24 protein-coding genes are annotated in these 26,085 nt (G+C 73.9%); 18 read left to right on the top strand and 6 right to left on the bottom strand.

Annotated features, from left to right (window positions below; all coding sequences use genetic code 11):
* The first annotated feature begins 247 nt into the window (after positions 1 to 247).
* From ABD343_RS30695 to ABD343_RS30645, 11 genes are all read left to right on the top strand, one after another.
* On the top strand, positions 248 to 1,552 hold the full coding sequence (locus ABD343_RS30695) for a M48 family metalloprotease (RefSeq protein WP_344532842.1): 1,305 nt from the start codon (positions 248 to 250) through the stop codon (positions 1,550 to 1,552).
* Between the two features lie 98 nt (positions 1,553 to 1,650).
* Positions 1,651 to 2,115, top strand: a complete 465-nt coding sequence (locus tag ABD343_RS30690) for a hypothetical protein (RefSeq protein WP_344532841.1) — start codon at positions 1,651 to 1,653, stop codon at positions 2,113 to 2,115.
* Positions 2,112 to 2,402, top strand: coding sequence for a hypothetical protein (locus ABD343_RS30685; RefSeq protein WP_344532839.1), 291 nt, complete (start codon positions 2,112 to 2,114; stop codon positions 2,400 to 2,402). Before ABD343_RS30690 ends, ABD343_RS30685 begins: the two co-directional genes overlap by 4 nt.
* Positions 2,403 to 2,595: 193 nt before the next feature.
* Positions 2,596 to 4,053: an MFS transporter gene (locus tag ABD343_RS30680; protein WP_344532837.1), complete on the top strand. Its 1,458-nt coding sequence runs from the start codon at positions 2,596 to 2,598 to the stop codon at positions 4,051 to 4,053.
* On the top strand, positions 4,031 to 5,536 hold the full coding sequence (locus ABD343_RS30675; protein ID WP_344532835.1) for an FGGY family carbohydrate kinase: 1,506 nt from the start codon (positions 4,031 to 4,033) through the stop codon (positions 5,534 to 5,536). The genes ABD343_RS30680 and ABD343_RS30675 overlap by 23 nt, the downstream gene beginning before the upstream one ends.
* A 380-nt stretch (positions 5,537 to 5,916) precedes the next feature.
* Positions 5,917 to 7,623 (top strand): glycerol-3-phosphate dehydrogenase/oxidase, encoded by a 1,707-nt coding sequence (locus ABD343_RS30670; RefSeq protein ID WP_344532833.1) that lies wholly within the window; start codon positions 5,917 to 5,919, stop codon positions 7,621 to 7,623.
* Positions 7,620 to 9,173, top strand: a complete 1,554-nt coding sequence (locus ABD343_RS30665) for an FAD-binding oxidoreductase (RefSeq protein ID WP_344532831.1) — start codon at positions 7,620 to 7,622, stop codon at positions 9,171 to 9,173. The genes ABD343_RS30670 and ABD343_RS30665 overlap by 4 nt, the downstream gene beginning before the upstream one ends.
* Before the next feature lie 17 nt (positions 9,174 to 9,190).
* The gene (locus ABD343_RS30660; protein ID WP_344532829.1) at positions 9,191 to 9,832 is read left to right on the top strand and encodes a glycerol-3-phosphate responsive antiterminator; all 642 of its coding nucleotides are present in this window, start codon (positions 9,191 to 9,193) and stop codon (positions 9,830 to 9,832) included.
* A 7-nt stretch (positions 9,833 to 9,839) separates the two neighbouring features.
* Positions 9,840 to 10,148 carry a putative quinol monooxygenase gene (locus ABD343_RS30655; protein ID WP_344532827.1) on the top strand — a complete coding sequence of 103 codons (309 nt, stop codon included), beginning with the start codon at positions 9,840 to 9,842 and terminating at the stop codon, positions 10,146 to 10,148.
* On the top strand, positions 10,145 to 11,293 hold the full coding sequence (locus tag ABD343_RS30650) for an alcohol dehydrogenase catalytic domain-containing protein (RefSeq protein ID WP_344532825.1): 1,149 nt from the start codon (positions 10,145 to 10,147) through the stop codon (positions 11,291 to 11,293). Before ABD343_RS30655 ends, ABD343_RS30650 begins: the two co-directional genes overlap by 4 nt.
* A gap of 399 nt (positions 11,294 to 11,692) precedes the next feature.
* Positions 11,693 to 12,949, top strand: coding sequence for a GNAT family N-acetyltransferase (locus tag ABD343_RS30645; RefSeq protein ID WP_344532823.1), 1,257 nt, complete (start codon positions 11,693 to 11,695; stop codon positions 12,947 to 12,949).
* Here the strand turns inward: ABD343_RS30645 and ABD343_RS30640 are convergent.
* A complete protein-coding gene (locus ABD343_RS30640; protein ID WP_344532821.1) occupies positions 12,934 to 14,007 on the bottom strand; it encodes an ArsR/SmtB family transcription factor in 1,074 nt (357 codons plus the stop codon). The genes ABD343_RS30645 and ABD343_RS30640 overlap by 16 nt on opposite strands.
* Positions 14,008 to 14,099: 92 nt before the next feature.
* Here ABD343_RS30640 and ABD343_RS30635 point away from each other — a divergent pair, with 92 nt between their 5' ends.
* Positions 14,100 to 15,356: an alpha/beta hydrolase family protein gene (locus ABD343_RS30635; protein ID WP_344532819.1), complete on the top strand. Its 1,257-nt coding sequence runs from the start codon at positions 14,100 to 14,102 to the stop codon at positions 15,354 to 15,356.
* Here the strand turns inward: ABD343_RS30635 and ABD343_RS30630 are convergent.
* The 3 genes from ABD343_RS30630 to ABD343_RS30620 form a co-directional block, all read right to left on the bottom strand.
* A complete protein-coding gene (locus ABD343_RS30630; RefSeq protein ID WP_344532818.1) occupies positions 15,348 to 15,929 on the bottom strand; it encodes a hypothetical protein in 582 nt (193 codons plus the stop codon). The genes ABD343_RS30635 and ABD343_RS30630 overlap by 9 nt on opposite strands.
* The gene (locus tag ABD343_RS30625; RefSeq protein WP_344532816.1) at positions 15,926 to 16,642 is read right to left on the bottom strand and encodes a hypothetical protein; all 717 of its coding nucleotides are present in this window, start codon (positions 16,640 to 16,642) and stop codon (positions 15,926 to 15,928) included. Before ABD343_RS30625 ends, ABD343_RS30630 begins: the two co-directional genes overlap by 4 nt.
* Positions 16,643 to 16,765: 123 nt before the next feature.
* On the bottom strand, positions 16,766 to 18,970 hold the full coding sequence (locus ABD343_RS30620; RefSeq protein WP_344532814.1) for a DUF6351 family protein: 2,205 nt from the start codon (positions 18,968 to 18,970) through the stop codon (positions 16,766 to 16,768).
* Between the two features lie 119 nt (positions 18,971 to 19,089).
* Between ABD343_RS30620 and ABD343_RS30615 the strand changes: the two genes are divergently transcribed.
* The 6 genes from ABD343_RS30615 to ABD343_RS30590 all read left to right on the top strand — a co-directional run bounded on the left by ABD343_RS30615 (position 19,090) and on the right by ABD343_RS30590 (position 23,462).
* Positions 19,090 to 19,974, top strand: coding sequence for a PaaX family transcriptional regulator (locus ABD343_RS30615; RefSeq protein WP_344532813.1), 885 nt, complete (start codon positions 19,090 to 19,092; stop codon positions 19,972 to 19,974).
* Positions 19,975 to 20,080: 106 nt separating this feature from the next.
* On the top strand, positions 20,081 to 20,704 hold the full coding sequence (locus ABD343_RS30610; protein WP_344532811.1) for a TetR/AcrR family transcriptional regulator: 624 nt from the start codon (positions 20,081 to 20,083) through the stop codon (positions 20,702 to 20,704).
* An 83-nt stretch (positions 20,705 to 20,787) separates the two neighbouring features.
* Positions 20,788 to 21,285, top strand: a complete 498-nt coding sequence (locus ABD343_RS30605; protein ID WP_344532809.1) for an SRPBCC family protein — start codon at positions 20,788 to 20,790, stop codon at positions 21,283 to 21,285.
* Between the two features lie 13 nt (positions 21,286 to 21,298).
* On the top strand, positions 21,299 to 21,883 hold the full coding sequence (locus ABD343_RS30600; protein ID WP_344532807.1) for a glycine-rich domain-containing protein: 585 nt from the start codon (positions 21,299 to 21,301) through the stop codon (positions 21,881 to 21,883).
* Between the two features lie 134 nt (positions 21,884 to 22,017).
* On the top strand, positions 22,018 to 23,085 hold the full coding sequence (locus ABD343_RS30595; protein WP_344532806.1) for a M64 family metallopeptidase: 1,068 nt from the start codon (positions 22,018 to 22,020) through the stop codon (positions 23,083 to 23,085).
* Between the two features lie 92 nt (positions 23,086 to 23,177).
* Complete coding sequence (locus ABD343_RS30590; protein ID WP_344532804.1) at positions 23,178 to 23,462, top strand: hypothetical protein; 285 nt, start codon at positions 23,178 to 23,180, stop codon at positions 23,460 to 23,462.
* Here ABD343_RS30590 and ABD343_RS30585 read toward each other — a convergent pair.
* Positions 23,456 to 24,442, bottom strand: coding sequence for an NAD(P)-dependent oxidoreductase (locus ABD343_RS30585; RefSeq protein WP_344532802.1), 987 nt, complete (start codon positions 24,440 to 24,442; stop codon positions 23,456 to 23,458). The genes ABD343_RS30590 and ABD343_RS30585 overlap by 7 nt on opposite strands.
* Positions 24,443 to 24,500: 58 nt before the next feature.
* The gene (locus tag ABD343_RS30580) at positions 24,501 to 26,066 is read right to left on the bottom strand and encodes an FAD-dependent monooxygenase (protein WP_344532800.1); all 1,566 of its coding nucleotides are present in this window, start codon (positions 26,064 to 26,066) and stop codon (positions 24,501 to 24,503) included.
* Positions 26,067 to 26,085: the final 19 nt, after the last annotated feature.

The following is a 26,085-nucleotide window of genomic DNA, read 5'->3' as shown; positions in this document are numbered from 1 at the left end:
GGATCCCGTGCCCCGAATTCACCTCGGGGATTCCCGCTCCTTTTGAAAAGGAAAGAGCCTGCTGAGGCATATGTTTTCCCTCCCGGCGTCTTCCGGTAGGGACCGTTCCGCACGTTAATGAATGCCATCACGCACATGCGAGAAGGGGGCGGGAATGGTACGACAGTGCGAATCGGCTCACTGCAGTGGAGCGGATTCAGAAATCAACGAAATCTGCAAACTCGAAGGCTGGCCCATCAATCACCCGGTGCTCACCCGGGACAGCATCGGGCCCTGCTACTGCTCGTGCTCCTGCCTCGCCTTCGGCACGATGGTCGAGGACGGGAGCGGGGGGTTCAAGGCGATCGAGACCTACGCCGTGGGCGACCAGATCATGGCCTCCGGCACGGGCCTCGACTGGGCGCCGCAGCCCGTCGTGTTCAGCGGCGGCACGACCGGCGCCTCGCGCCAGAAGTTCACCGTCCTGGTGCTGTACGGGGAGACGGCGCTCGCGGTCACCAGCGACCACCTCTTCCTGCTCGCGGGCGACGAGCACACGCTCAAGCGCGCCGACCGGCTGACGCCCGACGACGTGCTGGTCTCGCCCGCCGGCGACCCGGTCAGCGTCCGCGCCGTGCACATCGGCGACTATCTGGCGGGCTTCCACCACGTCGCCGCCGCCGGCAAGGAGCCGCCGGGCGAGGACCTGGACAAGCATCTCCTCAACACCAACGGCGTCGTGAGCGCCGACTACGTCGTGCAGATCATGGCCCGCCGCTCCGACGTGGCCGGGTTCAACGTCAAGCAGCACGACGACATGCCGGTCGTCGGCTCCCAGGAGTACGTCGACCGCTTCGGCAGGGCCTGCCTCCAGGCGCCCGAGCTCCCGGCCGCCGCCACCGGGGAGGCCTCCAACATCCGGGCCTCGAACTACAACGCGAAGGACCTGGACCTCGCCGAGCACACCTTCGTGCCCGCCGAGGCCACCCTCGTCAGCGTGCCGGAGGACGCGTGCAGCTTCCTCTCGCCCGAGGAGGCCGAGGCCAAGCGGCGCTCGCCCAAGCGGGCGTTCAACGACCCGCTGGCGCGCGAGTGGACCGAGGCGCTGATCCAGCAGCACAAGGTGTTCTACCCGGACGTGACGTATCACCTCGACTGGGCGAGCGACGAGGTCAACGCGTACGCCTGGGTCGAGAACGGGGTGCGGCACGTGGCCCTCAAGGGCGGCCTCGTCCGGGACCAGGACCTGGAGCTGGAGGGCATCGCGCTGGTGCTCGCGCACGAGCTGGCGCACCACTACGGCGGCACGCCGACGTTCCCGGGCGGCCTGTCCTGCGAGGGCCAGGCGGACTACCGGGGCGTGCGCAACATCATGCGGAAGGTCTGGTTCGGGGACGCGTTCATCCAGACGACGGACGCGGCCATCGCGCAGATGGCCAACTTCTTCGGCGTGCCCAACGACCCGCACCCGCCGGGCGGCACCGCGGGCTGCGGGCACCCGCCGGGGGCCTGCCGCGTCGCGACGTACCACGCGGCCGTCGCGCTCAGCGGCAAGCCGGCCTGCGCGGCGTGACCCGCTGAACGACGGGCGGCCGCCGCGGACCTCATCACCCACGCCTCCGCGGCGTCCGCCCGCTCCCCCTGCCCGCCCCCGTCACCAGGGAGAACCCCGTGCCCGACACCCAGCCGGACCGCCGGACGCTCGCCGAGGGCCTGGGTATCCCGGCCTCGCGCGTCACCGACGCGGTCCTCGCCGAGATCGCCCGCGACCCGATGTTCCTGCACCATCTGGAGCTGTGCCGGGACGACCCGGGCATGCTGGACCTGCTGCTCAGCCAGTACGACGACGAGGCGGGGCCCGGCAACGCCGAGCTGCTCGGCCGGGCGGGCGCCGCGCTCGCGCGCTGGGCGGCGTCCGGATTCAGCCGGACACCGCAGGCCGAGTACCGGAAGAGGCTCGCGGTCTGCCGGGGCTGCGACCAGCTCAAGGCCCCGCCGGACAGGGCCCTGTACCGGCTGACGGGCGGCAGGGACGGCAGGACCGTGTGCGGGATGTGCGGCTGCGACGTACGGCGCAAGGCGGCCCTGGCCACCGAGAGCTGCCCCGCCGGACGCTGGGAGGCGAGCGGCGTATGACCGCGCGACCACGCGCCGTGGACTCCCCGGTACGCGTCGTCGACAACGGCGTGCGCAGCTTCGTCCCGCCCACCTTCTGCTTCGAGCTGTGGGACGAGGAGGGCCGGCACGTCGCCACCGTGTCACGCGTCGTGGTCTCCGATCCGAACGACCGGGAGCTGACCGATTTCGACGCGCTGACCTCGCTGGACGAGCCCCGCTACCTGGGCCGCATCGACCCGTACGACGCGGGCCCGGACGCGCGCGGACAGGGCGCCCGCTTCACCGTGACGGCCCGGGTCACGTGACCGGTCACGTGAAGGAAATCTTCCGGAAACCCTTGACGCCGTCGTTGGCTCGTTCTTAACTTCTCGTCGTACTTCACGCTACGGAAGTTGTCGTAGCTCAAGGCAGGCACAGACACAGACCACCTGTCGGTGGCTCCGCTGTGTCTGCTTTTCACGTTGTGCCATCGGACAGGTCCTCCTCGAAGGCGGATTTATGGCACAACGTCCGAGCGTCAAAGGCGTCGCCGACATCGTTGCGCTCATCGATGGGCTGCGCACCGTCACCGGGCGGGCCCGGGTCACCTGGTACCTCGCGTTCGGCGGCCTCTTCCTCGACGCGTACGCCAACGCCGCGCTGAGCGCGGGGCTCGGTCCGATGACCGACCAGATGGACCTGAGCAGCACCGAGATCTCCGTGCTCACGGCCACGGCGCCCTTTCTGGCCATCATCTTCAACCCCGTCGGCGGCTGGCTCGCCACCCGCATAGGCCGGGTGCCCCCGCTGCTGCTCGCGAAGGTCTTCGCGGTGGCGGGCGCGCTCCTCGCGGCCTTCGCCGGGGACTTCACCACCGTCTGGTTCGGCCGCGTCCTCGTCGGCGTCGCCTACGGCATCGACTTCGCCGTCGCCATGGCCCTCCTCGCCGAGTACACCCCCAAGGCCAGCAGCGGACGGCTCAACCTGTGGCAGGCCGTCTGGTACTGCGCGACCACCGGCAACCTGCTGCTCGCGCTCGGCTTCTACAACCTCGACGTCGGCCAGGACATCTGGCGCTGGTCCCTCGGCTCGGCCGGGGTGATCGCAGCGGTGCTCCTCGTCCTCCAGTGGCTCTTCCTCGTCGAGAGCCCGGCCTGGCTCGCGAGCAAGGGCCGCCTGGAGGAGGCGGTGAAGAACCTCCGCAAGATCTACGGCATCGGCGCGGCCGCCGACACGACCGGCGCCGAGGCCAGGGCCGTCGCCGCGAAGCCCGCCATCGGCATGCGCCACGCCGGGCTGCTGTTCAAGGGCGACTACCTGCCGCGCACGCTGCTCTCCTCGGTGATCTCGCTGGGCCAGGGCCTCCAGTACTTCGCGGTCGGCTGGTACCTGCCGGTGATCAGCCTGACGATCTTCGGCGAGAGCTTCGAGAAGGCGACGATCGGCTCGATGGTCTTCAACGCCGTCGGCATCGTCGGCGGCCTCGCCTCCGCGTACTTCGGGCGCCGGATGGGCCTGCGGCTCAGCTCCGCGTACGGCTTCGGCGGCGTCTTCGTGGCGCTCGTGGCGATGGGCCTGACCTTCGGCAAGGCCCCGCTGGTGATCGCGTTCTGCCTGCCCGTGCTCTTCATCCTCTGCCACTCGGCGGGCCCCGGCGCCAACGGCAAGTCGATCGCCGCGCTCTCCTACAGCAGCGACGTACGGGCGCTGGGAACCGGCGTCACCGGCATGGTCGGCAGCTTCGGCAGCGTCATCGGGCTCTACGTCTTCCCGCAGATCAAGGAGGGCCTCGGCCTCGGCAACACCTTCCTGGTCCTGTCCGTCGTCCCGCTGCTCGGCATGCTCACCTGCCTCGCGATCAAGTGGGACCCGACCAAGGCCGATGCCTCCCCTGACGACGAGGCCCACGGCGGCCTGGACCAGGTGCGGCAGGTGCGGCAGGAAAGGGGCAGCCATGACGCAGCCGTCCGCCCGTAGGGGCGTACTGGCCATCGACGAGGGCACCACCGGCACCCGCGCCGGGATCGTGTACGACGACGGGTCCGCCGGCGAGGTGTTCTACCGGCCGATCAAGGTCGCCCACCCCGACGCGCTCTCCGTCGAGCAGGACCCGATGGAGATCTGGACGGCGACGCTGGACGTCGCCCGCCGGGCCCTCGGCTCGGCCGGGGACACCGAGATCACCTCGGTCGCCCTCACCACCCAGCGCGCGACCGCGATCCTCTGGGACCGCGTCACCGGGCTGCCCCTGCTCCCCGCCGTCGTCTGGCAGGACCGCCGCTACGCCCGGGACCTCCTCGCGTACGAGGCGGAGTGGGACTCCGTCCTGCTCACCCGTACGGGGCGGCCCGTCGGCTCGCGCGCCCCGTTCCTGTGGGCGGCGCGGCAGATCGCCGAGCGGCCCGAGGTCGCGGCGGCGCACCGGGAGGGACGGCTGCTCTTCGGCACCGTCGACACCTGGCTGATCTGGCAGCTCACCGGCGGCGCCACGCACGCGACGACCGCCTCGAACGCGGCGTCCACCGGCGGCTACCTGTTGCGCGAGCACGCCTGGTTCGAGGAGTGGATCGCCGCGCAGGGCTTCCCGCCCGAGCTGTTGCCCGACCTGCGTGCCGACGACGCGGACGGCGCGGGCTTCGGCCTCACCGACGCCGACACGCTCGGCGTCTCCGTCCCGCTGGCCGCCTCGATGGGCGACCAGCACGCGGCGCTCCTCGCCCTCGGCGGGCTCGACGCCGGGCACGGGATGTGCGTCTACGGGACGGGCGCGTTCGTGGACGTCTCGACGGGCCTCGACCCGGCGATGCCCCGCCCCGGCATCGACGGCGTCCTGGCCCAGCCGGGCTGGCGGCAGGGCGGCACCACGCAGTACAGCCTGGAGGCGTACGCCTCGACGACGGGCTCCGCGCTGCGCTGGCTCTGCGAGGACCTCGGGCTCTTCTCCTCCCCGCAGGAGATCGGCGAACTCGCCGCCCCCGGCGGCTACCGCTCCGGCGGCCCCCGCTTCGTGCCCACGCTCGCGGGCGTACGGGTCCCGGTGTGGCGGCCCGAGGCCACCGGCTCCCTGACGGGGCTCAGCCTCGCCACGACCCGCGCCGACATCGCCCGCGCGGTGCTGGAGGGCATCGCGCACTCCGTCTGCGACCTGGTCGACGGCGTCACCGCGACGATGGGCGCGCCTCTGCGGCAACTGCGCGTCGGCGGCGGCGTCTCGGGCAGCGACCCCCTGATGCGGATCCAGGCCGACCTGGTCGGCATGCCGCTGGAGCGCGTCGCGGACTCGGCGACGGCGAGCCTGCGCGGCAGCGCGTACCTGGCGGGGGCCTCGACCGGTCTCTGGACCTCGCTCGAAGAGGCGGTCGAGGCCCGTTCGAAGGGCGACGTCTTCGAACCGGAGCTGGACTCCGCCGTACGGGAGGAGCAGCGAGCGGAATGGCGCACCCTGACGCAGAGGCCATGAGCATGGCGCCCCTGAAGCTGAAGCGCGTCCCGGAGGGACGGCTTCAGGGGCGCGGGGAACTGCGCGCCCAGCCACGACGCGGGCGCACCCCGCGAACCACAGCCCGGGGCACCCCGAACCCGGCTCTTTCGCGGGAGCACCCGGCGTGAGGGCTGCGCTTGCCAGCCCTGCGCCTTCGCGCAGACCTCCCAAGCGCAGTGGGAGGGAAACGCAGACCTCCCAAGCTTCGCGGAACGGCGAAGCGAAGGTGCCCCGTCAGGGGCGCGGGGAACTGCGCGGCCGGCCACAGCGCACGGCGCACCCGGCAACGCACAACAAGGGGCACCCCCTCCCCAGCACCAACCGCCCAACAGGCAAACGCAACACCAGGAGTTGATCTCGTGATCACCATGCCGGCCCGGAAGCCGGGCCGCTCCGCACGGGCGACGCGCCGCACGGCGCTGCTGCTCGACCGCGAACGGACCAAGCGGCAATTGGCCGACGACCAGTTCGACGTATTGGTCGTCGGCGGCGGCATCACGGGGGTGTACGCCGCCCTGGACGCGGTCTCCAGAGGCCTCCGCACCGCGCTGGTCGAGAAGGACGACTTCGCCTCCGGCACCTCCTCGAAGTCCTCGAAGATGGTGCACGGCGGCCTGCGCTACATCGAGCAGGGCAACGTCAACCTCGTCCGGCACTCCCTCCTGGAGCGGCACCGGTTCCGCAAGAACGCCCCGCACCTGGTGCACCGTCTGCCCTTCCTCTTCCCGATCCTCGAACAAGACGGCATCTTCGACCCCCGCCTCGCCAAGGGCTTCGAGGGCCTCCTGTGGACGTACGACCTGGTCGGCGGCTGGCGCATAGGCAAGCTGCACCAGCGGCTGACCGTCCCCGAGGTACTCGCGCACGCGCCGACGCTGCGCGCGGACAGCCTCAAGGGCGGGCTGATGTACTTCGACAGCCGCGCCGACGACGCCCGCCTCACCCTCACGATCGCCCGTACGGCCGCCGCGCTCGGCGCGACGATCCTCAACGGGGCCCGCGTCGACGCGCTGCTGACCAGCGGCGGCCGGGCGTGCGGCGCGAAGGCCGTGATCGACGGCGACGAGGTCGAGATCCGCGCGCACGCCGTCGTCAACGCGACCGGCGTGTGGAGCGACCGGGTCGACGCGATGGCCGACGAGCGCCACGAGGACCAGGTACGCCCCGCCAAGGGCGTACACATCGTGGTGCCGTGGCACAAGGTCCGTATCGACTGCACCGTGACCGTGCCGATCCCCGGCCGCGCCCGCCGCGCGACCTGCACCCGCTGGGGCGACACCGTCGTCCTCGGCACCACGGACAACGACTACAAGGGCTCCGCCGACGACGTGCACTGCACGCGCGAGGAGATGGAGTTCCTGCTGGAGGGCGCGCGGACCGCGTTCGACGTGGACCTCACCCCGGACGATGTGGTCGGCTCGATCGGCGGGCTGCGCCCGCTCGTCGGCGGCAAGGAGGGCGCGACGCTCAACATGAGCCGCGACCACCACATCAGCGTCGGCCCCACCGGCATGGTGACCGTGACCGGCGGCAAGCTCACCACCAGCCGCCACATGGGCGAACTGGTCATCGACAAGGTGCTCGGCGTGCTGGGCCGCAAGGGCTCCTCCGCGCCGAAGTCCCGCACCGTCAACCTCCCCCTGCTCGGCGGCGCGGGCTACGACGCGGAGGCCGTCGCCGCCTCCGGCGGCCTCGCCGCGCACCTGGGCGAGCGGTACGGCACCGAGGCCCGCTTCGTGCACGACCTGATCGCCGAGGACCCGTCGCTGGCCGGTCCGGTGGTCGAGGGGCTGCCGTACACCCGCGCCGAGGTCGTCTACGCGGCGCGCGCCGAACTCGCCCGTTCCGTCGACGACGTGCTCTCCCGCCGTACCCGCTCCAGGCTCTTCGCGCGGGACGCCTCCGCCGAGGCCGCGCCCGAGGTCGGCGCGCTGCTCGGCGCCGAACTGGGCCTGACCGACGAGGAGGTGGAGCGGCAGGTCTCCGACTACCTCGCCTCCATACGCCACGAGAAGACCGTCCTCTTCGAGGGCACCGCAGCAGCGACCGAAGGAGCCGCAGCATGATCAGCCGCCAGACCATCACCCACCCGTTCAACCGGGGCCGTTACACCGTCGGCGCCCCCAGCCCCTCCGCCTGGGCGCAGCGCACGCCGGTCGGGGACGGCGAGGCCGCGCTCCAGACCAGCCCCGTCGAGGTCCCCGAGGCCGTTCTCGAACAGCTCCGCGGGGCCGCGAAGGCCGTGCACGTCGAGCGCGAGGAGGTCGTCACCCGTACCCGCGACTGGTGGGCGGGCTCGATGATCGGCGAGACCGACGGGCGTCCCGCGACGCCGGACGCGGTGGTCGTGGAGGCCGCCGACGCCGACCAGGTCGCCGCCGTGCTGCGGATCTGCAACGAGGCGGGGATCCCGGTGACCGCCTCCGCCGGGCGCTCGAACGTGACGGGCGCCGCACTGCCCGTCTTCGGCGGCGTCGTCCTCGACCTGTGCGGGCTCGACAAGATCCGCTCGTTCGACGCGGAGTCGAACGTCGTGGACGTCGAGGCGGGCATGTTCGGCGACCTCTTCGAGAAGGAGCTGCAGGAGACGTACGGCGTGACGACGGGCCACTGGCCGTCCGCGTTCGCCATCTCCACCGTCGGCGGCTGGATCGCGTGCCGGGGCGCGGGCCAGCTCTCCACCCGCTACGGCAAGATCGAGGACATGGTCGTCGGCGTCGACGTGATCCACGCCGACGGCACCCGCGCCACGTACGGCGACTACACCCGCGCCGCCGTCGGCCCCGACCTGCGGCAGCTCTTCGTCGGCTCCGAGGGCACGCTCGGCGTGATCGTCTCGGCGCGGCTGCGCGTGCACCCGCTGCCGGACCACGCCAAGGCGCTGGCCTTCGGCTTCGACTCGTTCGCGCAGGGGCTGGAGGCGTGCCGCCGCATCCTGCAGCGCGGCGCGACCCCGGCCGTGCTGCGGCTGTACGACACGCTGGAGAGCGGCGTCCACTTCGACCACCCGGACACCAACCTGCTGCTCATCGCCGACGAGGGCGACCCGGCGCTCGTCGACTCGGTGATGGCCGTGAGCCGCGAGGTGTGCGAGGAGTACGGGCCCGAGCTGGACTCCGAGACGGTCTTCGCGCGCTGGCTGGACGAGCGGATGCTGGTCGGCAAGTCCTCGGACGGCTTCACGCCGGGCCCGGGCTTCGTCGCCGACACCCTGGAGATGGCGGCGTCCTGGAAGGACCTGCCCGTCATCTACGACGAGGTGGTCGAGGCCATCCAGTCCGTGCCCGGCACCCTCGCGGCCTCCGCGCACCAGTCGCACGCGTACACCGACGGCGCCTGCGTCTACTTCTCGCTGCGCGGCGACGTGGACCCGGCCGGGCGCCGCGCGTGGTACCGCGCGGTGTGGGACGCGGCCAACGGCGTGCTCATCCGGCACGGCGCTGCGCTCAGCCACCACCACGGCTGCGGGCTGCTGCGCGGCCCGTACCTGGCGGAGGCGCTCGGCGCCGGCTTCGCGACGTTCACCGCCGTGAAGGGGGCGCTGGATCCGAACGGCATCCTCAACCCTGGCAAGCTGGGCCTTCCCAGCCGTTTCGGGCCCTCCCCTCTGAGCTGACAGGACGCCGTATCCGTATGAACCCGCAACACCGGCCCAGCGCCGCCACGCTCGACCGCAGACTCTCCGCCGCGTTCGCGAAGGTACCGGTCGTGTCGTCGGTCGTGGGCTCCCAGCCCCTCCGGGACTTCCTCACAGCCCCGGCCTCCGTGTGCATCCTCGCCTCGGTGCCGGTCGGCAAGCTGCCGCAGGTGGTCCCGGCGCTGGGCCGGGCGGGCAAGACGGTCTTCGTCAACGTCGACAGCGCCCCCGGTCTCGCCCAGGACCGGGGCGCGCTGGAGTTCCTCAAGAACATGGGCGCCGCGGGCGTCGTCTCCACGCGCCTCTCCCTCATCGAGAAGGGCCGCCCGCTGGGGCTGCTGACGATGATGAAGGTGTTCGTGACGGACCGCTCCAACCTCAACCGCAGCCTGGACGCGGTCGCGCGCGGCCTGCCCGACCTCGTGGAGGTCATGCCCGCGCCGATCGTCGGCCGGATGAGCCCCGAATCGCTGCGCGCGATGACGCCGTACGTGGCGGCCGGGTTCGTCCAGACGCCCGAGGACGTGACGGCGGCGCTGGGCCTGGGCGCCGTCGCCGCCGCTACCTCCGACCCCCGCCTGTGGCACCTCACCCGGGACGCGCTTCCCCCGGCCGTCCCGCCCTCCGAAGAAAGCTGAGCCATCCATGACGTACGTGGTCGTCGCCCGCTACCGCACCCTCCCCGGCAAGGAGGACGAGGTGCTGGCGCTGCTCGACACCATGGCCGAGGCGTCCCGGCAGGAGCCGGGCAACCGCCAGTACCGCGTGCACCGGGGCGCCGAGGACCCGCGCACCGTCGTCCTGTACGAGGAGTACGACGCGGAGGCCGACTTCGACGCGCACTGCGCCACCGGCCACTTCCAGGACCTCGTCCTGGGCAAGGTCGTCCCGCTGCTGGAGCACCGCGAGGTGCTGCGGCTGACCCCGAGGGGCCCGAAGGGGGCGGCGGCGTGAAGACACGTGCGGTCGTCCTCCGCGAGGTCAGCACGGCACGCCCGTACGGCGGAACGCGCCCGGTCCAGGTCGAGGAGCTGGAGCTGGGCGGGCCGCGCGAGGGCGAGGTCCTCGTGCGCGTCGCCGCCGCGAGCCTGTGCCACTCCGACCTGTCGGTCGTCAACGGCGACCGCGTACGCCCGCTGCCGATGGCCCTGGGCCACGAGGCGGTCGGGGTCGTCGAGGAGACGGGCGCGGGCGTCGCCCGCGTACAGCCCGGCGACCATGTGGCCCTGGTCTTCGTCCCGAGCTGCGGCCACTGCGCGCGCTGCGCGGAGGGCCGCCCGGCGCTGTGCGGGGCGGCCGCCGCGGCCAACGGCTCCGGCGGACTGCTGCACGGGCCTTCGCTGCTGCGGGACGCGGCGGGCGCCACGGTCCACCACCAGCTCGGCGTCTCCGCCTTCTCCGAACGCGTCGTCGTCGCCCAGGAGTCCCTGGTCCCGATCCCCTCCGACGTCCCCTTCTCGGTGGCGTCGATGTTCGGCTGCGCGGTGCTGACGGGCGCGGGCGCCGTCATCAACACCGCGTCCCTGCGCCCGGGTCAGTCGGCGGTCGTCTACGGCCTGGGCGGCGTCGGCCTCTCCGCCGTCCTGGGCGCACGCGCCGCGGGCGCCTCCCCGCTGATCGCCGTCGACCCGGTCGCGGCCAAGCGGGACCTGGCCCTGCGCCTCGGCGCGAGCCACGCCTTCGCGCCGGACGAGGCGGAGGAGGCGGTCGCCGATCTGACGGGCGGCGGGGCGGATTTCGCGTTCGAGGCGGTGGGCAGCGGCGGCGTCATGGCGGCGTGCCTGCGCGCCGTGGGCCGCGGCGGAACGGTCGTCTCCGTCGGCCTCCCGGCCCCGGACCGCACCCTGGACGCGGTCCCGGCCCTGGCCTTCGCGGGCGAGGGCAAGTCCCTCGTCGGCTCCTACATGGGCGACGCCGTCCCGGCCCGCGACATCCCCCGCTACCTCGCCCTCTGGCGCGCGGGCCAGATGCCGGTCGAAGACATGCACACGGGCACGCTCCCCCTGACCACGCCGGAGGTGAACCGCGCGCTGGAGTCCCTGGCCGACGGCACAGCCATCCGCCAAGTGATCGACACCTCGGGCCTCCTGACGGCCTGAGGCCCTGCCCCGAGACCCACCTTGCCGCCCCCCGGCGAGATTGCCTGACGGCCTGGTGGGCCAGGGGGGCAGGCAGGCCTGGTGGCCGGGGGTGAGCCAAGTGGCCAGGCGGGCCGAATGAGCCGGGGGCGAGGTGGCCTGACGGACCAGGCGGCCTGGTGGGCCAAGGGGCCGCGGGGCCCGACGGCCCAGCGCCCCGTTGCCCCCTGCCCGACAACCGCGCGGCTCCCGGCACGGCGACCAGTCGTTCCCCAGCCGGGCGCTCGACAGCCGCCGGCCAGCGGCCGGGGGGGCGACATTCCGGCCGCGCCCCGGCCGCCCGGCCGCCCGGCCACCCGGCAGTCACCGGCCTGGGGAAATCCGGTGGACGGGGTCGGGTGGGGCTGGGAGGGTCCGGGGATGAGCAGTTCGTCCGACTCTTCCGGTTCCGGTCCCGTTTCCGTCCCGTTGCCGGGCGGGCTCGTTCTGCGTGAGGCCCGGGCGGCCGATCTGGAGCAGATCGGGGAGCTGCTCACGGCGCGCGGGGAGCCGGAGGACGCTGTCGATCATCGGCTCGTCGTCGAGGACCCCGACGCGGGCTGGTCCGCCTGTGCCGTGGTCGTCGACGGCGACCGGGTCGTCTCGACCGCGACGCTCCTCGACGAGGAGGTCCGCGTCGGCGGCGTGCGGCTGCCCGCGGGGCAGGTCGAACTCGTCGCCACGGACCGCGCGTACGAGGGCCGGGGGCTCGTACGGGCGCTCATGGGCTGGGCCCACGCACGCTCGGCGACGCGCGGCCATGTCCTTCAGGTGATGATCGGGATCCCGTACTTCTACCGGCTGTTCGGCTACGAGTACGCCATCGACATTCCTCCGGCCCGGCTCCTGCGCGTACCGCCGCGGCCCGGGCCCGGCGAGGCTCCGGCGCCGCGTGCGGCACGGCCCGCCGACGTCCCCGCCATGGCCGCCCTCCAGGACGCCGCCCAGGGCGGGTTCGACGTGGCGATGCCGCACTCGGCGGCGTGCTGGCGGTGGCTGCTCGGCCACGAGGCCGGCAGCCAGTGGGTGCTGGAGCGCTGCGGCGCCGTCGTCGCGACCGGGCGCACCACGCCGCCCGGCGACGGCGAGGTGCTGCTGGCCGAGGCCGCCGCGCGCGACGAGGAGGCGGCACGGGACCTGCTGCGCGGCGTCGCGGCCTCGGCCCCGGGCCACCGGGTGCGGGCCGTCCACCGCGCGGGGACGGTCACCGCCGCGGCCTGGCACGGCCTGGCCGTCGCCGAACCTCCGGCGGGCGCCGAGCAGTTCTACGTCCGTATCCCGGACTCCGCCGCGCTGCTCGGCCGGCTGCGGCCGGTCTTCTGGCGCCGGCTCACCGACGCGGGGCTCGACCGGGCCGGACGCGACCTCGTGCTGTCCACGTTCGGCGCCCACCACCGGATTCCGGTCGGGGAGGACGGGCTCGGCGAGGTCGTCACCGGTGGCCCGATGCAGGGGCCGGGTGCGGCGGGCGGGGCCGGGGTGGCTCCGGATCACCTTCCGGCCCTTCTGTTCGGCCCACACGGGATGGAGGGCCTGTCCCGGATACGGCCGGATGTGTACGCGGCCGACGAGGAGCTGTACCGCGCACTCTTCCCGCCGCTCACCGCGGACCTGCTGACGTACTACGTACCGTACTGACGGCCGGAGCCGACCCCCGCCCGGCCGTGGACCAGGAGGTGGCCCAGCGGTGAGCGGCGGTGGAGCACGGCGCGGCCCGCCCGGGCCGTCGAGACGAGGCCCGCGGCGCGCAGGGCGGCGGCGTGGCTGGACGCGGTCGCGTTGCTGACGCCGAGGCGGCGGGCGAGCTGGGTCGTCGTGTGCCCGGCCTCCAGGAGGAGCAGGCACGCGGCGCGTGTCCGGCCCAGCGCCTCCGCGAGCGCCGCGTCCGGGTCGGCCCCCTGCGGGAGAGGGAGGCCCGGCCCTGCCGCGTACGTCAGCGTCACCTCGCCTTCGCCGCTCCCGTCGCCGAACCCGTCCCCGTTCGTGGGCGGCTCGGCGAGCAGCGGCTGGCCCGTTCCGTGGAAGGTGGGGCGCAGGACGAGGGGCCGTCCGGCCAGGACGAGGTCCGCCTGGCGGGGGCCCGGGCACTCCCAGACGCCGTCGCGGAGCCGCGAGCCCGGGACGGCCTCGGTGAGTGCCGCGCCGATGCCGCGCTCGGCGACCGTCAGCGCGTGCCGGGCGAACTCCGCCCGGTGCAGGTCCTGGACCCGGCCCCACACGGGCCGCACCGCCACCTCGTACGCCGCGCGCTGGGCGCGCAGCAGCGTCCGCCACGCCTCCTCCTCGCCCCGGTGGAGGGCGTGGATCCAGCGCGGAAGCGGCACGGCCCCAGGGGCAGCCCCGGATGCGGCCCCGGAGACGGCCCCGGACGCGCGCCAGACGCGGGCGAGTTCGGAGCGGACGAGCGCGGGCGGCGTGCTCCGCAGCGCCCGCTGCCCCTCCCCGACGCTCCCGGCGAAGACGTCGAGGAAGAGGGGCGCCCTCCCGCCGGGCGCGAGGTCCGCCAGGGGCTCGGCCGCCGGGGGCAGGGCGCGGAGCAGACGGCGGCGCCAGCGGCCGAGCAGGACGTCGGCGGCACCGTCGCGGCCGGGGCGGAGCATCGTCGCGAGGGCGACGTTCAGTTCCTGCAGCGGCGCGGGGACGGGCGCGAAGCGGACGCGGGCGAGGTCGTCGGCGGTGAAGCGGATACGGATCACCGGCCCGGGCCCCCTCTCGCCACCGCGCCTATCCTTTCGGGCAGGGCCTGAACCTTCGCCCGTACGTCCCGTCAGGCGCCAGCATTCCCGCCATGCCGAGCACATCATTCCACCAGGGCGACGGCTCCGCAGAGCCGGTCCGCCGCCGGGCCGTCGTCGGATCGGCGGCCGCACTGACCGCCGCACTGACCGCCACGCTGCTCGCGCAGTTCACGCGCGGAGCCCCGCGGGCGCGCGCCCGAGCGGGCGGGGACGCCACCGGGGACCTCACCGGGGACGTCACCCTGCGGCTCCCCGGGCCCACCGGCCCGCACCGCGTCGGGGTGGCCCTCCTTCACCTGACGGACGAGGACCGGCCCGACCCGTGGGACCCCGGCACCGGCGGGCGGGAGTTGATGGTCAGCGTCTTCCATCCGGCCCGGGCCACGCACGGCCGTCCGCGCGCGCCGCAGATGACGCCCGGCGCCGCCGAGTGGTTCGGGCGGCTCGACGCCACGCGGCTGCACCCGCAGCTCCCCGGGAGCGACGTGGACTGGGCGGCGACGCGGACCCACGCGTACGAGGACGCGCCACCCCTCCCGTCCGCGCGTCCCCGCCCGGTGCTGCTCCACACCCCGGGCGGCGGCGATCCGCGCACCCTGGGAACGGCCCTCGCGCAGGACCTGGCGAGCCACGGCTACGTCGTCGTGTCCGTCGACCACCCGGGCGAGACGAGCGAGGTCGAGTTCCCCGGCGGGCGGATACGGACGACCGCGCTGCGCGGCGACCCGGCGAAGGACACGCCGCTCTTCCGCACGATGACGGAGACCCGGGTCGCCGACCTCCGCTTCGTCCTCGACGTGCTCCCCGCGCACGCGGACGCGCTCGGACTCGCCCTGGATACGCGGCGCGTGGGCGCGTACGGGCACTCGGCGGGCGGCACGGCCGTGGCGCAGGCGATGTACGAGGACCCGCGGATCGCCGCCGCCGTCGACCTGGAGGGCTATCTCGACCTGCCGTCGGGCGAGCTGCTGCCGGTCGCCCGCGAAGGGGTGGACAGGCCGCTGCTCCTGGTGGGGACCGACGGCTTCCGGGACGCGCGGTTCGACCGGTCGTGGGGCGCGATGCTGGACCACCCCGGCGGCCGTACGCGCCGCGTCGAGGTCCGCGACGCGGCGCACTGGGTCTTCACGGACCTCGCCGCGATGGTGCCCCCGCTGGAGAGGGCGGGGCTGATGACCGCCGAGGGCCGCAACGCGCTCGTCGGAAGGATCGCCCCCGCCCGGTCGGTCCCGCTGGTGCGCGGCACGGTACGGGCGTTCTTCGACCGGCACCTGGACGCCGGACGTCCCGGCGGGGGCTCAGCGTGACAGCAGCCAGGTGAACGCGACGCCGGTGCACAGGCCGATCACGAGCACCGGGAAGCCCGGGGGGATCCGCGCCGCGGCGGGGGGCGGCACGGATCCCTCGTCCTCCGCCGCGAGGGCCTCGGCGCGCGCCGCCCACTCCCACGGCGGGTCGGCGGGCAGAGCCGCGCGCCAGGGCCGGCGCGGGTCGTACTCGACGACGGCGGCACGGCGCCGCGTCAGCCCCTGGAGGTCGAGCGGGTGGAGGACGCGCACGCCGAACGGGCGGCGGCCCTCGGGGTGGACGGTCAGCTCGAAGAGGAACATGCCCCGGTGGACCCCTCGCGGGTCGTCCACGGAACGGGCGGAGCGGACCACGGCGGGCGCGTACGCGCGGGGGACGCCCTCGCGCGGCGGGGACGCGTATCCGGTGGCGGACAGCTCGACGGCCCAGGAGAGCGCGAGCAGCATCAGCGAGGCCGCCGCGAGCCCGACGATCCGCATCCACAGCACGCCCTCGGAGAACCCGTGCACGAGGACGGCGAGCGCCACGCCGAGCAGACAGCCGGAGAGGACGGCGGGGAGGGTGATCCTCATGCGGTCCGCACCCCGGGGAGCAGCCGTTTGCGGGGAATGGCGACGCGGGTCGTGGCGGGGTCGCCGGGCCGCGTCTCGTCGTAGACGGCGAGCACGGGGCGGCCGAGGGCCAGCCGTTCGGTGACGGTGGGCACCTCGTGGCGTACGCCGTGCGCGTCCCGGAAGACGACCGTGACCGCTCCCCGCGTGCGGCCCGTGGACCGCCAGCCCAGGAGTTCGGCCCGCGCCGTGGTCCGGCCCGGACGGAGCCGCGCGAGCACGGCCGTACGCCGCAGGCTGACGGCCGCGCCCCACGCGGCGCCCAGCAGTCCGGCGCCCGCCACCGCCGTGAGGAACGTGAGCCAGGTGGAGACGGAGAGCCGGGCGACGGGGACGAGCAGGTGCCAGTCGGTGCGGGTGCCCTCGGCGACCCGGCCGGAGCCGAGCGCCGCGTGCCAGCCGCTCGCGGCGGCGAGCGCGCAGTGCGCGACGACGGCGCCGGGCGCCGCGCGGTGCAGGAGACGGGAGGCCATGAGGGTGAGCAGCACGGCCGTCATCAGCCCGAGGATCGGGGCGGCGCTCGCGAAGTCGTCGCTGGAGCAGCCCTGCGAGTCGCACTCCCAGCGGACGTCGACCGCGTCGCGGGTGCTCAGGTGCCAGCACAGCCACACGAGCCACGCCATCAGTCCGCAGGCCGCCGCGCGCAGCGCCAGCCCGAAAGTTGTCGCTCGCACGCTCAGCACGCTCAGACTCCGGTCGTTCCTTTTTCCGTGTGTAGGCAGAACTTATCCCTGAGTGGGCGGGTCTGTCCGTGACACCCGCCACTCAGGTCACACCCTCCTCTTCGGCGCCGTTCCTCAGAAGCGCAGCCAGGTTCCCTTGAGTCCCTGCTGCCCCACGCCCTTCCTGTCGTAGTCGCACACGCCGCGGTCGAAGACGGCACGCAGCCGCTTCCACTCGGCGTCGGTCCAGCGGACGTCGCCGTACGCGTCGCGCCGAGGCGCCTCGGTGCGGCACTTGATCACGTCGGTGGCGACGGACTCGCCCGCGACCTCGCGCGGGAAGGAGTGCGAGGGGTAGAGCTTCTCGCATGTGCTGTCCGGGTCCCTGTCGAGCTTCTGGGCGAGGAAGCGGGGCTCGGCGTCGCGCGTGTTGCACCCCTCGCGCAGCCCGTCCGGCCTGGCGCGCACGATCTTCTGGATGCGGGGCGCGTCCGAGCCGTCGGCGGCGAGCGCGGTGAGCCAGCGGTCCATCATCGCGATCGACCTCCGCAGCAGCGGGCTGTCGGTGCTGAAGCCGCCGTACCGCGAGTCCTCCAGGACGCTGACCATGTTGGCCGAGGTCCCGTTGGCCTTCTCCAGGCGCTCGCGCATCGAGAGCGAGTAATAGCGCAGGTGCGTGTCGCCCTTGGGGGTGTCGTCCTGGTAGGCGCGGTATTCGAGGATCGGTACGTCCTTCAGGCCGCCGCCCCCGTTGGTGAGCCGCCCGGTGCGGTAGGCGGTGCGCAGCGCCTCCGGGTCGGCCTCGGTGCGCCCGGCGCTGTGCCGGGCGTCCTTGTCGAAGCCGCCGATACGCTCGTTGAGGTCGAGGAACTGCTCCTTGGTGAGGGTGCCGTCCTTGAGGGCCTTCAGGCCGTACTGGATGCCGACGTTGTCGAGCGGGCGGCGCGCGAAGCCGGTCCCCGGGTCGGTGCCGTAGACGTTCTTCGCGTGGTCGTAGAGGTCGCAGCGGGCGCCGCGCGGGTTCTTCACCGGGTCGTAGCGCAGCTTCTCGGGCAGCACGCCGCAGTTGGCCGTGGGGTCGATACGGGCCGCGTCGCCCTTGGTGGCGGTGGCCGTGACGTAGCGGCCGAAGCCGGTGACGGCGCGCTTCTGCTCCTCGCTCCAGCTCTCGCCGCGCCCGGCAGCCTTGTCGAAGTAGTCGGTGAGAAGCTTGGTGTCAGTGACACGCTGCGTCATCGCGAAGCCGACGTCGGGGAACGAGCAGCCGGGGATGATGCCGTCGAAGATCCCCGGGTAGTTGTCGGCGATCTGGTACGCCTGGTACGAGCCGCCGGAGCAGCCGAAGCCGATCGTGTGCGCGGCGGGCCCGTACGCCTCGGTGAACCGCTCCTTGACCATCGAGGCGGTCTCGGCGGCCGTCAGGTCCGAGCAGTTCTGGCCGAAGACGTTGAGCGAGGACGACATCACGGCGTACCCCTCGCGCAGCATCGCGTCGTCGGTGACGCCGCCCGTCGTGTTCCCCTGCCGGTACCAGCCGCCGGTGCAGCCGCCGCCGAGGGTGAACAGCGCGCGTCCGTTCCAGCCCTCGGGCCGCGAACGGGGGCCGGGCGCGGGCTCGTTCACGGGGTCGTGCAGCAGCGTTGTCTGGTAGACGGCGCGGTTGCGGGTGCCGGTCTCCATGCGGACGACGTAGGGCACCTTCTTCCCCGTCGAGGTGGTGGTCGTCGCGAGGTCGGCGGGGTGACCGGTGGCCCCGGAGCCGCCGGGCAGCGGCCGGAAGGCGCCGCCGGTGGTCCGGTAGAAGTAGTCGACGCGGGTGCGGACGGAGCAGTCGGCGTCGAGCGGTTCGCCGAGCGTGCCGCCGATCACGGGAAGCTCGAAGGAGTCCGTCTCGCACACGTACGGCTTCTGGTGCGGTCCGGAGAAGACGGGGCCCTCGGCGGGGTGGTTGGTGAGGGTGAGGCGCGCGGGGCGGCGGCCGGGCGCGGTCGCCGTGACGGTGTTGGCGCGCGGGCGCAAGCCCTCGACCAGCCCGGTGAGTTCGCCGTCCCCCGGCGAGAACGACTTGGTGACATCGGCACCGTTCAGCGCGATCCTGACGGTGTCGGGCCGCGTGCCGCCCGGCAGGGAGACGCGGAGCAGCGCGTCGGAACCGGTCACCGCGTCGGGACGGCTGGAGAGCACGCCGACGGTCAGCTTCCGCTCGGAGGGGGCCGTACGGCCGGGCTCTTCCGCGAGGGCGGGAGGCGCGAGGAGCGCGCCCGTCAGCGCGACGAGGAGCGGCAGCAGCACCGCACGCGGCCTGCGTCGGGACCGGTGCGCGGCCCGGGGTCTGTTCATGGGGGCGTGTCCTTAGCGTCGTCCAAGCTCCACATATACGTGACGACGCGACAAGATAGCGTCAACTATTGGCCAGGGCTACCCTGAGCGCGAGGTGCTCCGGAGGGAAGCGAGGGACGATGGCGGGGTCGGCGGCGGGATCGGCGGCGGGGGCGCGGCCGGTGATGCCGGTGGCGCCGGTGGTCAGCAGGCGGCGCGAGGTCAGCCACGCGAGCGCCCGTTCGCTCCTGACGACGCTGCTCGGCGAGTTCGTGCTCCCCCGGGAGCGGGCCGTGTGGACCTCGGTCCTCGTCGACGCGCTGGCCACGTTCGGCGTCGAGGAGAAGTCCGCCCGCCAGGCCCTCGCCCGGGTCGCCGCCGAGGGCTGGCTGATCTCCGAGCGGGTGGGCCGCCGCGTCCGCTGGGTCCTCACGCCGACGGGCCGTCGGCTGCTGGCGGAGGGCGCCGAGCGCATCTACGGCTTCGGCGGCGGCGAGCACGCGTGGGACGGGAACTGGCTGGTGCTGCTCGCCTCCGTCCCCGAGGCCCGCCGCGAGCTGCGGCACAAGCTGCGGACCCGGCTGAGCTGGGCCGGCTTCGGCTCCCCCACGCCCGGCGTGTGGATCACCCCGCACACCGGCCGCGAGGCCGAGGCGCTGGAGGTCCTCAAGGAACTGGGCCTCGCGGAGGACGCCATGTCGTTCACGGCCGCGTACGGCGCGGCGGGCAGCCAGGAGTCGATGGTCACCCGCGCCTGGGACCTGGGCGAACTCTCCGGGCGGTACGAGGAGTTCACCGCCGAGTTCGCCGGGCTGCGCCCCTCGGGCGGCGACGCGGTGCTGCACGCGCTGACCCGGCTCGTCCACGAGTGGCGCCGCTTCCCGTTCCTCGACCCGATGCTGCCGCGCGAGCTGCTGCCGGCCCGCTGGAGCGGCGCCGAGGCCGCCGCGCTCTTCCACCGCCGCCACGTCGAGTGGCGCCCGGAGGCGCAGCGCCGCTGGGACGAGCTGACGGAACGGACGTAGCGCGACCGGGAGCGAGGGGAACGGCCCGGAGCGAGGGGAACGGCCCGGAGCGACCGGGGAACGGCCGGGCGCGACCGGTCCGCGCCGGTGTGGTAGCACTGCTCGCATGAGGGACAGGACCGCCGAACGCGCCGGATACCACCACGGATCGCTGCCCGAGACGCTCACGGCCGCCGCGCTGGAGCTGCTGGACGAGCGCGGCCTTGAACAGGTGTCCGTACGGGAGGTGGCGCGGCGGGCCGGGGTGTCGCCGGGGGCGCCGTTCCGTCACTTCGCGGACCGGCAGGCGCTGCTGACGGCCGTCGCGGACCGGATCTTCGCCGACTTCGAGGCGTGGCAGCTCGCGGAGGTCACCCGCGCCGACGGGGAGGGGCCGGTGATGCGGACCCTGGGCCGGGGCTTCGTCCGGTTCGCCATGGCGCATCCGCGCCGCTTCGAGCTGATCACGTCCCGGCTCTACACGGCCGAACAGCCCGCCGAGCTGCACGGCAGACTCTCCGGCATCGAGCGGGTCTTCACCGAGACCATCGTCGCCGACCAGCGGTCCGGCGCGCTCCGCCCCGGGGACCCCGAGATCGTGGGGCTCGCGGGACAGGCGCTGACCTACGGGCTCTCCCAGATGATCGTCGACGGCTTCCTGCCGCCGGAGCGGGCGGAGGAGCTGGTCGAGCGCGTCCTGGACGTCTTCGGCGCGGGGGTCGCCAACTCCCCCTCCCCGGAGGGTGGTTGACGTACGGCCGGAGGACCGGCCCTCTTGACCGCCTCTCCGTCCGCTGATGTAATCAGTGATTACATCAGCGTGAGGAGGCGGCGGTGCGCAGACCCCACATCCCCCGGTTCCCCGTCCCCGCCGCCACCGGTTCGGTGACCGTCCAGGCGGCCCCGGCAGCGGCGTACCGCGTGATCAGCGACCCGCCCGCGATGGTCCGCCTCGCCGAGGAGGCGCACCGGGCCCGCTGGCTGGACGGCGCGGCGACCGCCGAGGTCGGCGCCCGTTTCCGGGGGCACAACCGCAACGGGCGGCGGCGCTGGGCGACCACCTGCCGCGTCACGGACGCCGACCCGGACCGCCGCTTCGCGTACGAGGTGTCGGCCCCGCTCGGCATTCCCGTGGCCCGCTGGCAGTTCGACATCGAGTCCGCGCCCGGGGGCTGCGCGGTGACCGAGAGCACCTGGCTGCGGGTGCCGCTGTGGTTCATCCCGTTCGCCGTCCTGATCACCGGCGTCGTCGACCGTATCGAGACCAATTCCTGGCACATCGCCACCACGCTGCGCCGTCTCAAGCGCCATCTGGAGTCCGAGGAGAGCTGACGGAAGGAACCACATGCACGAGGCACGCGATCTTCTGACGCCCGCCGCGTTCGAGGGCGTCGTCGCGACGGTCAGGGACAACAACCCCGGCATGGCCCGGCGCACCGCCGAGCGCGTCACCGAGGAGGGCCTGAAGCTCGTCGCGGCGGCGGCGAAGTTCCCCGAGGTGAACGTCCGCCCCTCGCGCCTGGTCGACGAGGGCTGGCACGCGCTGATCCTGCACACCGCCGTCTACGCCGAACTGTGCGGGCGGCTCGGTCACTTCGTGCACCACCACCCCGACCCGCCGGGCGGCACCGCGGCGGGCAGCGACCCGGACGCGTTCGTCCGGACGGTGGCGGTGATCGAGGAGGCCGGGTTCAGCGCGGACGAGGACCTGTGGCGGGGCCCCTCGGCGACCCGGGCGGAGGCGGACGGGCTGGACGAGGGCCTCGCCGGCGGGCCGGACGGCGGCCTGGTCGGGGCGGCGGCGGGCCCGCGCAGGAAGCCCCGCCCGAGCAGCCCCGGAGGCTGTGGCACCACCTCGTGCGGGAGTTCCTGCGGAAGCTCATGCGGAAGCGGGGGCGGCGGCTGCGGGGGCGGCGGAGGCGGCGACTGACGGAGCCGGTCCGGGCGACTGACGGACCGGACCGGCGGCCGGGGAGTCGGCCGTGACGAAGGGGGGAACGGCCGGCTCCCGCGCACTCCCGCGCACCTCTTGCCGCACACACCCCGCCTCCTTACGTTGAGCACATGTCCCCCCACAGACGTAAGTCCGCCGCGACCGCCGCAGGTTCCGCACTCGCCGCTGCCGCCGCGCTGCTCTCCTTCGCCCCGAGCGGAGCCGCCGCCCCGGCGCCCGTCCCCGACTCCCCGCCGTCGGCCGAACGGACGCACGACGTCGAGCACTTCACCCCCTCGGGCCCCCGCGGTTACCGCCCCGACGTCCCGGCGCGGGCCCCGAAGCGGATCAGCGACCGGCACCGCCCCCTCTCCCCCGCCGAGGCGAAGGCCGACGGCGCCGTCAGTTCCCTCCACCGCACGGGCTCCACCACCGAGCGCCTCGACCTGGTCTTCGTCGGCGACGGCTACACCGCCGACCAGCAGGAGGACTTCCACAAGGACGCCGAGGCCAAATGGGCCGACGTCACCGCCATCGAGCCGTACAAGAGCCACACGGACAAGATGAACGTCTGGACCGTCGACGCCGTCTCCAACGAGTCGGGCGTCTCCGGCGACCCCACGCAGGACGTCGTCAAGGACACCGCGCTCGGCTCGTACTTCTGGTGCGACGGCATGGAGCGGCTGCTCTGCGCCGATCTGAACAAGGTCAACTCGTACGCGGCGCAGGCGCCCGCCGCCGACATCGTCGTGGTCGTCTCCAACTCCGGGAAGTACGGCGGCGCGGGCTACAACCGGCTCACCGGCTACCCCTTCGACGGCGTCTCGACCCTCTCCTCCGACCACGCCGACTCCGGCCTCATCGCCGTCCACGAGATGGCCCACTCGATCGGCCGCCTCGCGGACGAGTACGACTACGGGCAGAGCGGCGAGTACACCGGCCCCGAGCCGGAGGACGTCAACATCAGCACGTACGACGCCGACGAGATGGCGCAGAACGGCGCCAAGTGGCACACCTGGCTGGGCAAGGACGACCCGGCGGGCGGCACCACGGGCGCCTTCGAGGGCGCGGGCTACTACGAGAAGGGCCTCTACCGCCCCACGGAGACGTCCCTGATGCGGGACTTCTCCGTCCGCGAGTTCAACAACCCGAGCCGCGAGGGCCTGATCGACGGCTTCGAGCGCTACACCCAGCCGTAGCGCGGCTCACTCCAGCCGGACGGGCAGCCCGGCCCGTCCGGTGCCGGTACCGGGGACGCGCGGGGTGCGGGGAGATGGGGCACCATCGGACCATGGCCTCCATACGTGCGTGCCGCCGGAAGAAGAACCACGGCTCCCTCCTCTCCCTCTGGTCCCAGGACTCGGTCCTGTCCATCGGCTCGGTCGGCTCGGTGCTCTCGGTCGGCTCGGTCGGCAGCGCCCTCTCGGCCGCCTCCATCGGCTCGGCCCTCTCCTGCGCCTCCGCCGCCTCCTTCCTCAGCACCCGCTCCCTCCTCTCCACCCACTCCGACCGCTCGGTCCTCACGGCCCAGGGCACGCGCGCCCTGCTGACGGTCGTCCGCAGGGCTCTTCAGTAGCCCGCGCCCACCCGTACCGTCAGGCTCGGCAGGCGGCCGTTCGTGGTGTCCCGCCAGGCCGTGCGGAAGTCCGTGGCGACGTCCGTGTCCGTCGTCAGACCTGCCGAGTGGGACGTGACGACGGTGCGGGGCAGGTCCCAGGCGGGGGCGTGCGGGGGTGCGGGTTCGGTGGGGAGGACGTCGAGGACGGCGCGGGCGACGTGGCCCGAGGTGAGGGCCGCGCGGAGCGCGTCCAGGTCGACGGACTCGCCGCGGCCGACGTTGAGGAACGTCGCGCCGCGCAGGGCGTTGAGGAGGGGGGCCGCGAAGAGGGCGCGGGTGTCCGGGGTGAGCGGGAGGGCGTTGACGACCCAGCGCGCCTCGGGGAGGACGGCGGGGGCGTCGGCGAGGGCGAGGACGCGGTCGAAGCCCTCGGTGTCGCGCGGGGTGCGGGCGACACCGGTGGTACGGACGCCGAGCCGCTGGAGCGCGGCGGCGACGGCGGAGCCGATGGCGCCGGTGCCGAAGACGACGGCGTGGGTGCCGTCCAGGAGTTCGCCCTGTCGCCGTTCCCAGGTGCGGGCCCGGTGGTCGGCGAGGACGTCGGGGACGCGCTGGCAGTCGGCGAGCACCCAGGCCAGGACGTACTGCGCGATGCGCTCGCCCATGCGGCCGACCGTGCGGGTGAGCAGGGCGCGCGGCGGCCAGCCGGGGCGCAGCAGCGCGTCGACGCCCGCGTTGGTGCTGTGCGCCCACAGCAGCGTGCCGCCCTCGCGCAGGACGTCGGGGAGGGTCGGGCCGACGTGGACGACGGGCCCGGGGCCCTCGGGGTCGCGGGTCGGCGTCAGGCTCGTGACGGCGGCCAGTTCGCGGACCAGCGTGTCGGAGAGCCCGGCGTCCACGACGAGCCGTACGCCGTCCCCGGCCAGCAGCCGCGCCAGCCGGCCGGGGTCGGGGGCCTCGCCGCCCGTACTCGGGTTCCCGTTCGCCTCCGCGTCCATGTGCCCGTACCGCCTCGCTCGTCGTGCTCGTCGTGCTCGTCCCGTTGACCGGTCGAGCCTATGCGGCGGCCCCGAACCAGGTGGACAGGGCCTCCTCCAGCCCCTTCGCGTCGGCCGGTTCGTCCGTCGCCCACGCCACGACGCCGTCGGGCCGTACGAGGAGGGCGGCCGTCTCCTCCGGGCTCGCGGCCGGGACGGTGCGCGTGTCCACGCGGGCCGCGTAGCCGCGCGCCGGGTCCGTGACCGCCGCGTCCCCCGCCAGGTCGAGCAGCAGGCCGCGCCCGCCGTGCAGATGGTCGGCGAGCCGGGTGCCGTCGGCGAGGGCGAGGTCGGGGGCGGAGCGCCCGGTGAGGGGGTGGCCGGGGCCGGGGAGGTCGTAGCGGTGCCAGACCCCGGAGATCTTCTTGACCAGGAACGTCGTCGCCGTGACCGTCTCCATCAGCTCGGCGACGATCTCGCGCAGCGCGCCCGCGTGCGGGTCGGTGCGCATGAGCGCGATCTGCGCGCGGGTCCAGCGCAGCACCCAGGCGCCGAGGGGGTGCCGCTCGGCGGTGTAGGTGTCGAGCAGCGCGTCGGGGGCTTCGCCGCGTACGACGGCGGCGAGCTTCCAGCCGAGGTTCATCGCGTCGCCGATGCCGAGGTTGAGGCCCTGGCCGCCGAACGGGGAGTGGACGTGCGCGGCGTCGCCCGCGAGCAGCACCCGGCCCGCGCGGTAGCGGTCCGCCTGGCGGGCGTTGTCGGTGAAGCGGGTGGCACTGTGCACCGCCTGGATCCGCACGTCGGCGCCGGACACCCGCCGCAGGCTCTCCTCCAGTTCCTCGCGGGTGACGGGTGCCTCGCGGTCGGCGGGCGGGCCGTCGAACTCGACGGTGAGGAAGCGGCCGGGCATCGGCCCGAAGGCGTACGTGCCGTGCTCCGTACGGTTCCAGCCGTACCGCAGCCCCTCCGTGCCCGTCATCTCGGCCACCGCCTGGCGCCCGGTGATCTCGGGGTCGGTGCCGGGGAAGGCGAATCCGGCGTGCTTGCGGACGAGGCTGCGGCCGCCGTCGCAGCCCACGAGCCAGCCCGTGCGCAGGCGCCCCGCTGAGGTGTACGCCTCGACCGCGTCCGCCCCGGCGTCGAAGCCGGTCAGCTCGACGCCCCGCCGTACGTCGACGCCCAGCTCCTCCGCGCGCTCGCCGAGGATGCGCTCGACGTCCTGCTGGAGCACGGCGCCGACCTCCCCGGCGGGCCCGGCGCCGTCGAAGGCGGGGTCCGCGGCGTCCAGCAGCTCGGCGCTGAGCGGGATCCCGGCGAAGTGCCCGGCGAACTTCGGCGGCACGGTGAGCCTGCCCCCTCCGAGCGCGGCGAGGGCCTCGCGGTACTCCGCCAGGCGGCGCTCCTGCGCCTCGGCCGCCCTCGGCAGCAGGCCCCGTCGGTAGAGGGCCTCGGCGGTCGTCTGGTTGATGCCCCCGGCCTTGAGGGTCGGGTCGATGTCCGTACGGCGTTCCAGTACGGCGACGCGGGCGCCGCCCAGCCGGAGTTCGCAGGCCAGCATCAGGCCGACGGGGCCGCCTCCGGCGACGACGACGTCATGGTCCGGATGTTCCAGGTGTTCCAGTTCCAGGGTGTTCTCGACCGTCATGCAGTTGATTTTAGTGACC

Origin of the sequence: Streptomyces albiaxialis, assembly GCF_039530985.1 — a bacterium.
Lineage (GTDB): Bacteria > Actinomycetota > Actinomycetes > Streptomycetales > Streptomycetaceae > Streptomyces > Streptomyces albiaxialis.
Note: the sequence above shows the minus strand (reverse complement) of the source record. Positions and strands in the feature narration are given on the sequence as shown.

Bases quoted from the DNA above. Each gene is read 5' to 3' on its own strand.
- ABD343_RS30685 (WP_344532839.1), top strand. From the start codon at position 2,112: ATGACCGCGCGACCACGCGCCGTGGACTCCCCGGTACGCGTCGTCGAC.
- ABD343_RS30680 (WP_344532837.1), top strand. From the start codon at position 2,596: ATGGCACAACGTCCGAGCGTCAAAGGCGTCGCCGACATCGTTGCGCTC.
- ABD343_RS30675 (WP_344532835.1), top strand. From the start codon at position 4,031: ATGACGCAGCCGTCCGCCCGTAGGGGCGTACTGGCCATCGACGAGGGC.
- ABD343_RS30665 (WP_344532831.1), top strand. From the start codon at position 7,620: ATGATCAGCCGCCAGACCATCACCCACCCGTTCAACCGGGGCCGTTAC.
- ABD343_RS30660 (WP_344532829.1), top strand. From the start codon at position 9,191: ATGAACCCGCAACACCGGCCCAGCGCCGCCACGCTCGACCGCAGACTC.
- ABD343_RS30655 (WP_344532827.1), top strand. From the start codon at position 9,840: ATGACGTACGTGGTCGTCGCCCGCTACCGCACCCTCCCCGGCAAGGAG.
- ABD343_RS30645 (WP_344532823.1), top strand. From the start codon at position 11,693: ATGAGCAGTTCGTCCGACTCTTCCGGTTCCGGTCCCGTTTCCGTCCCG.
- ABD343_RS30635 (WP_344532819.1), top strand. From the start codon at position 14,100: ATGCCGAGCACATCATTCCACCAGGGCGACGGCTCCGCAGAGCCGGTC.
- ABD343_RS30630 (WP_344532818.1), bottom strand. From the start codon at position 15,929: ATGAGGATCACCCTCCCCGCCGTCCTCTCCGGCTGTCTGCTCGGCGTG.
- ABD343_RS30620 (WP_344532814.1), bottom strand. From the start codon at position 18,970: ATGAACAGACCCCGGGCCGCGCACCGGTCCCGACGCAGGCCGCGTGCG.
- ABD343_RS30615 (WP_344532813.1), top strand. From the start codon at position 19,090: ATGGCGGGGTCGGCGGCGGGATCGGCGGCGGGGGCGCGGCCGGTGATG.
- ABD343_RS30610 (WP_344532811.1), top strand. From the start codon at position 20,081: ATGAGGGACAGGACCGCCGAACGCGCCGGATACCACCACGGATCGCTG.
- ABD343_RS30600 (WP_344532807.1), top strand. From the start codon at position 21,299: ATGCACGAGGCACGCGATCTTCTGACGCCCGCCGCGTTCGAGGGCGTC.
- ABD343_RS30595 (WP_344532806.1), top strand. From the start codon at position 22,018: ATGTCCCCCCACAGACGTAAGTCCGCCGCGACCGCCGCAGGTTCCGCA.
- ABD343_RS30590 (WP_344532804.1), top strand. From the start codon at position 23,178: ATGGCCTCCATACGTGCGTGCCGCCGGAAGAAGAACCACGGCTCCCTC.
- ABD343_RS30585 (WP_344532802.1), bottom strand. From the start codon at position 24,442: ATGGACGCGGAGGCGAACGGGAACCCGAGTACGGGCGGCGAGGCCCCC.
- ABD343_RS30580 (WP_344532800.1), bottom strand. From the start codon at position 26,066: ATGACGGTCGAGAACACCCTGGAACTGGAACACCTGGAACATCCGGAC.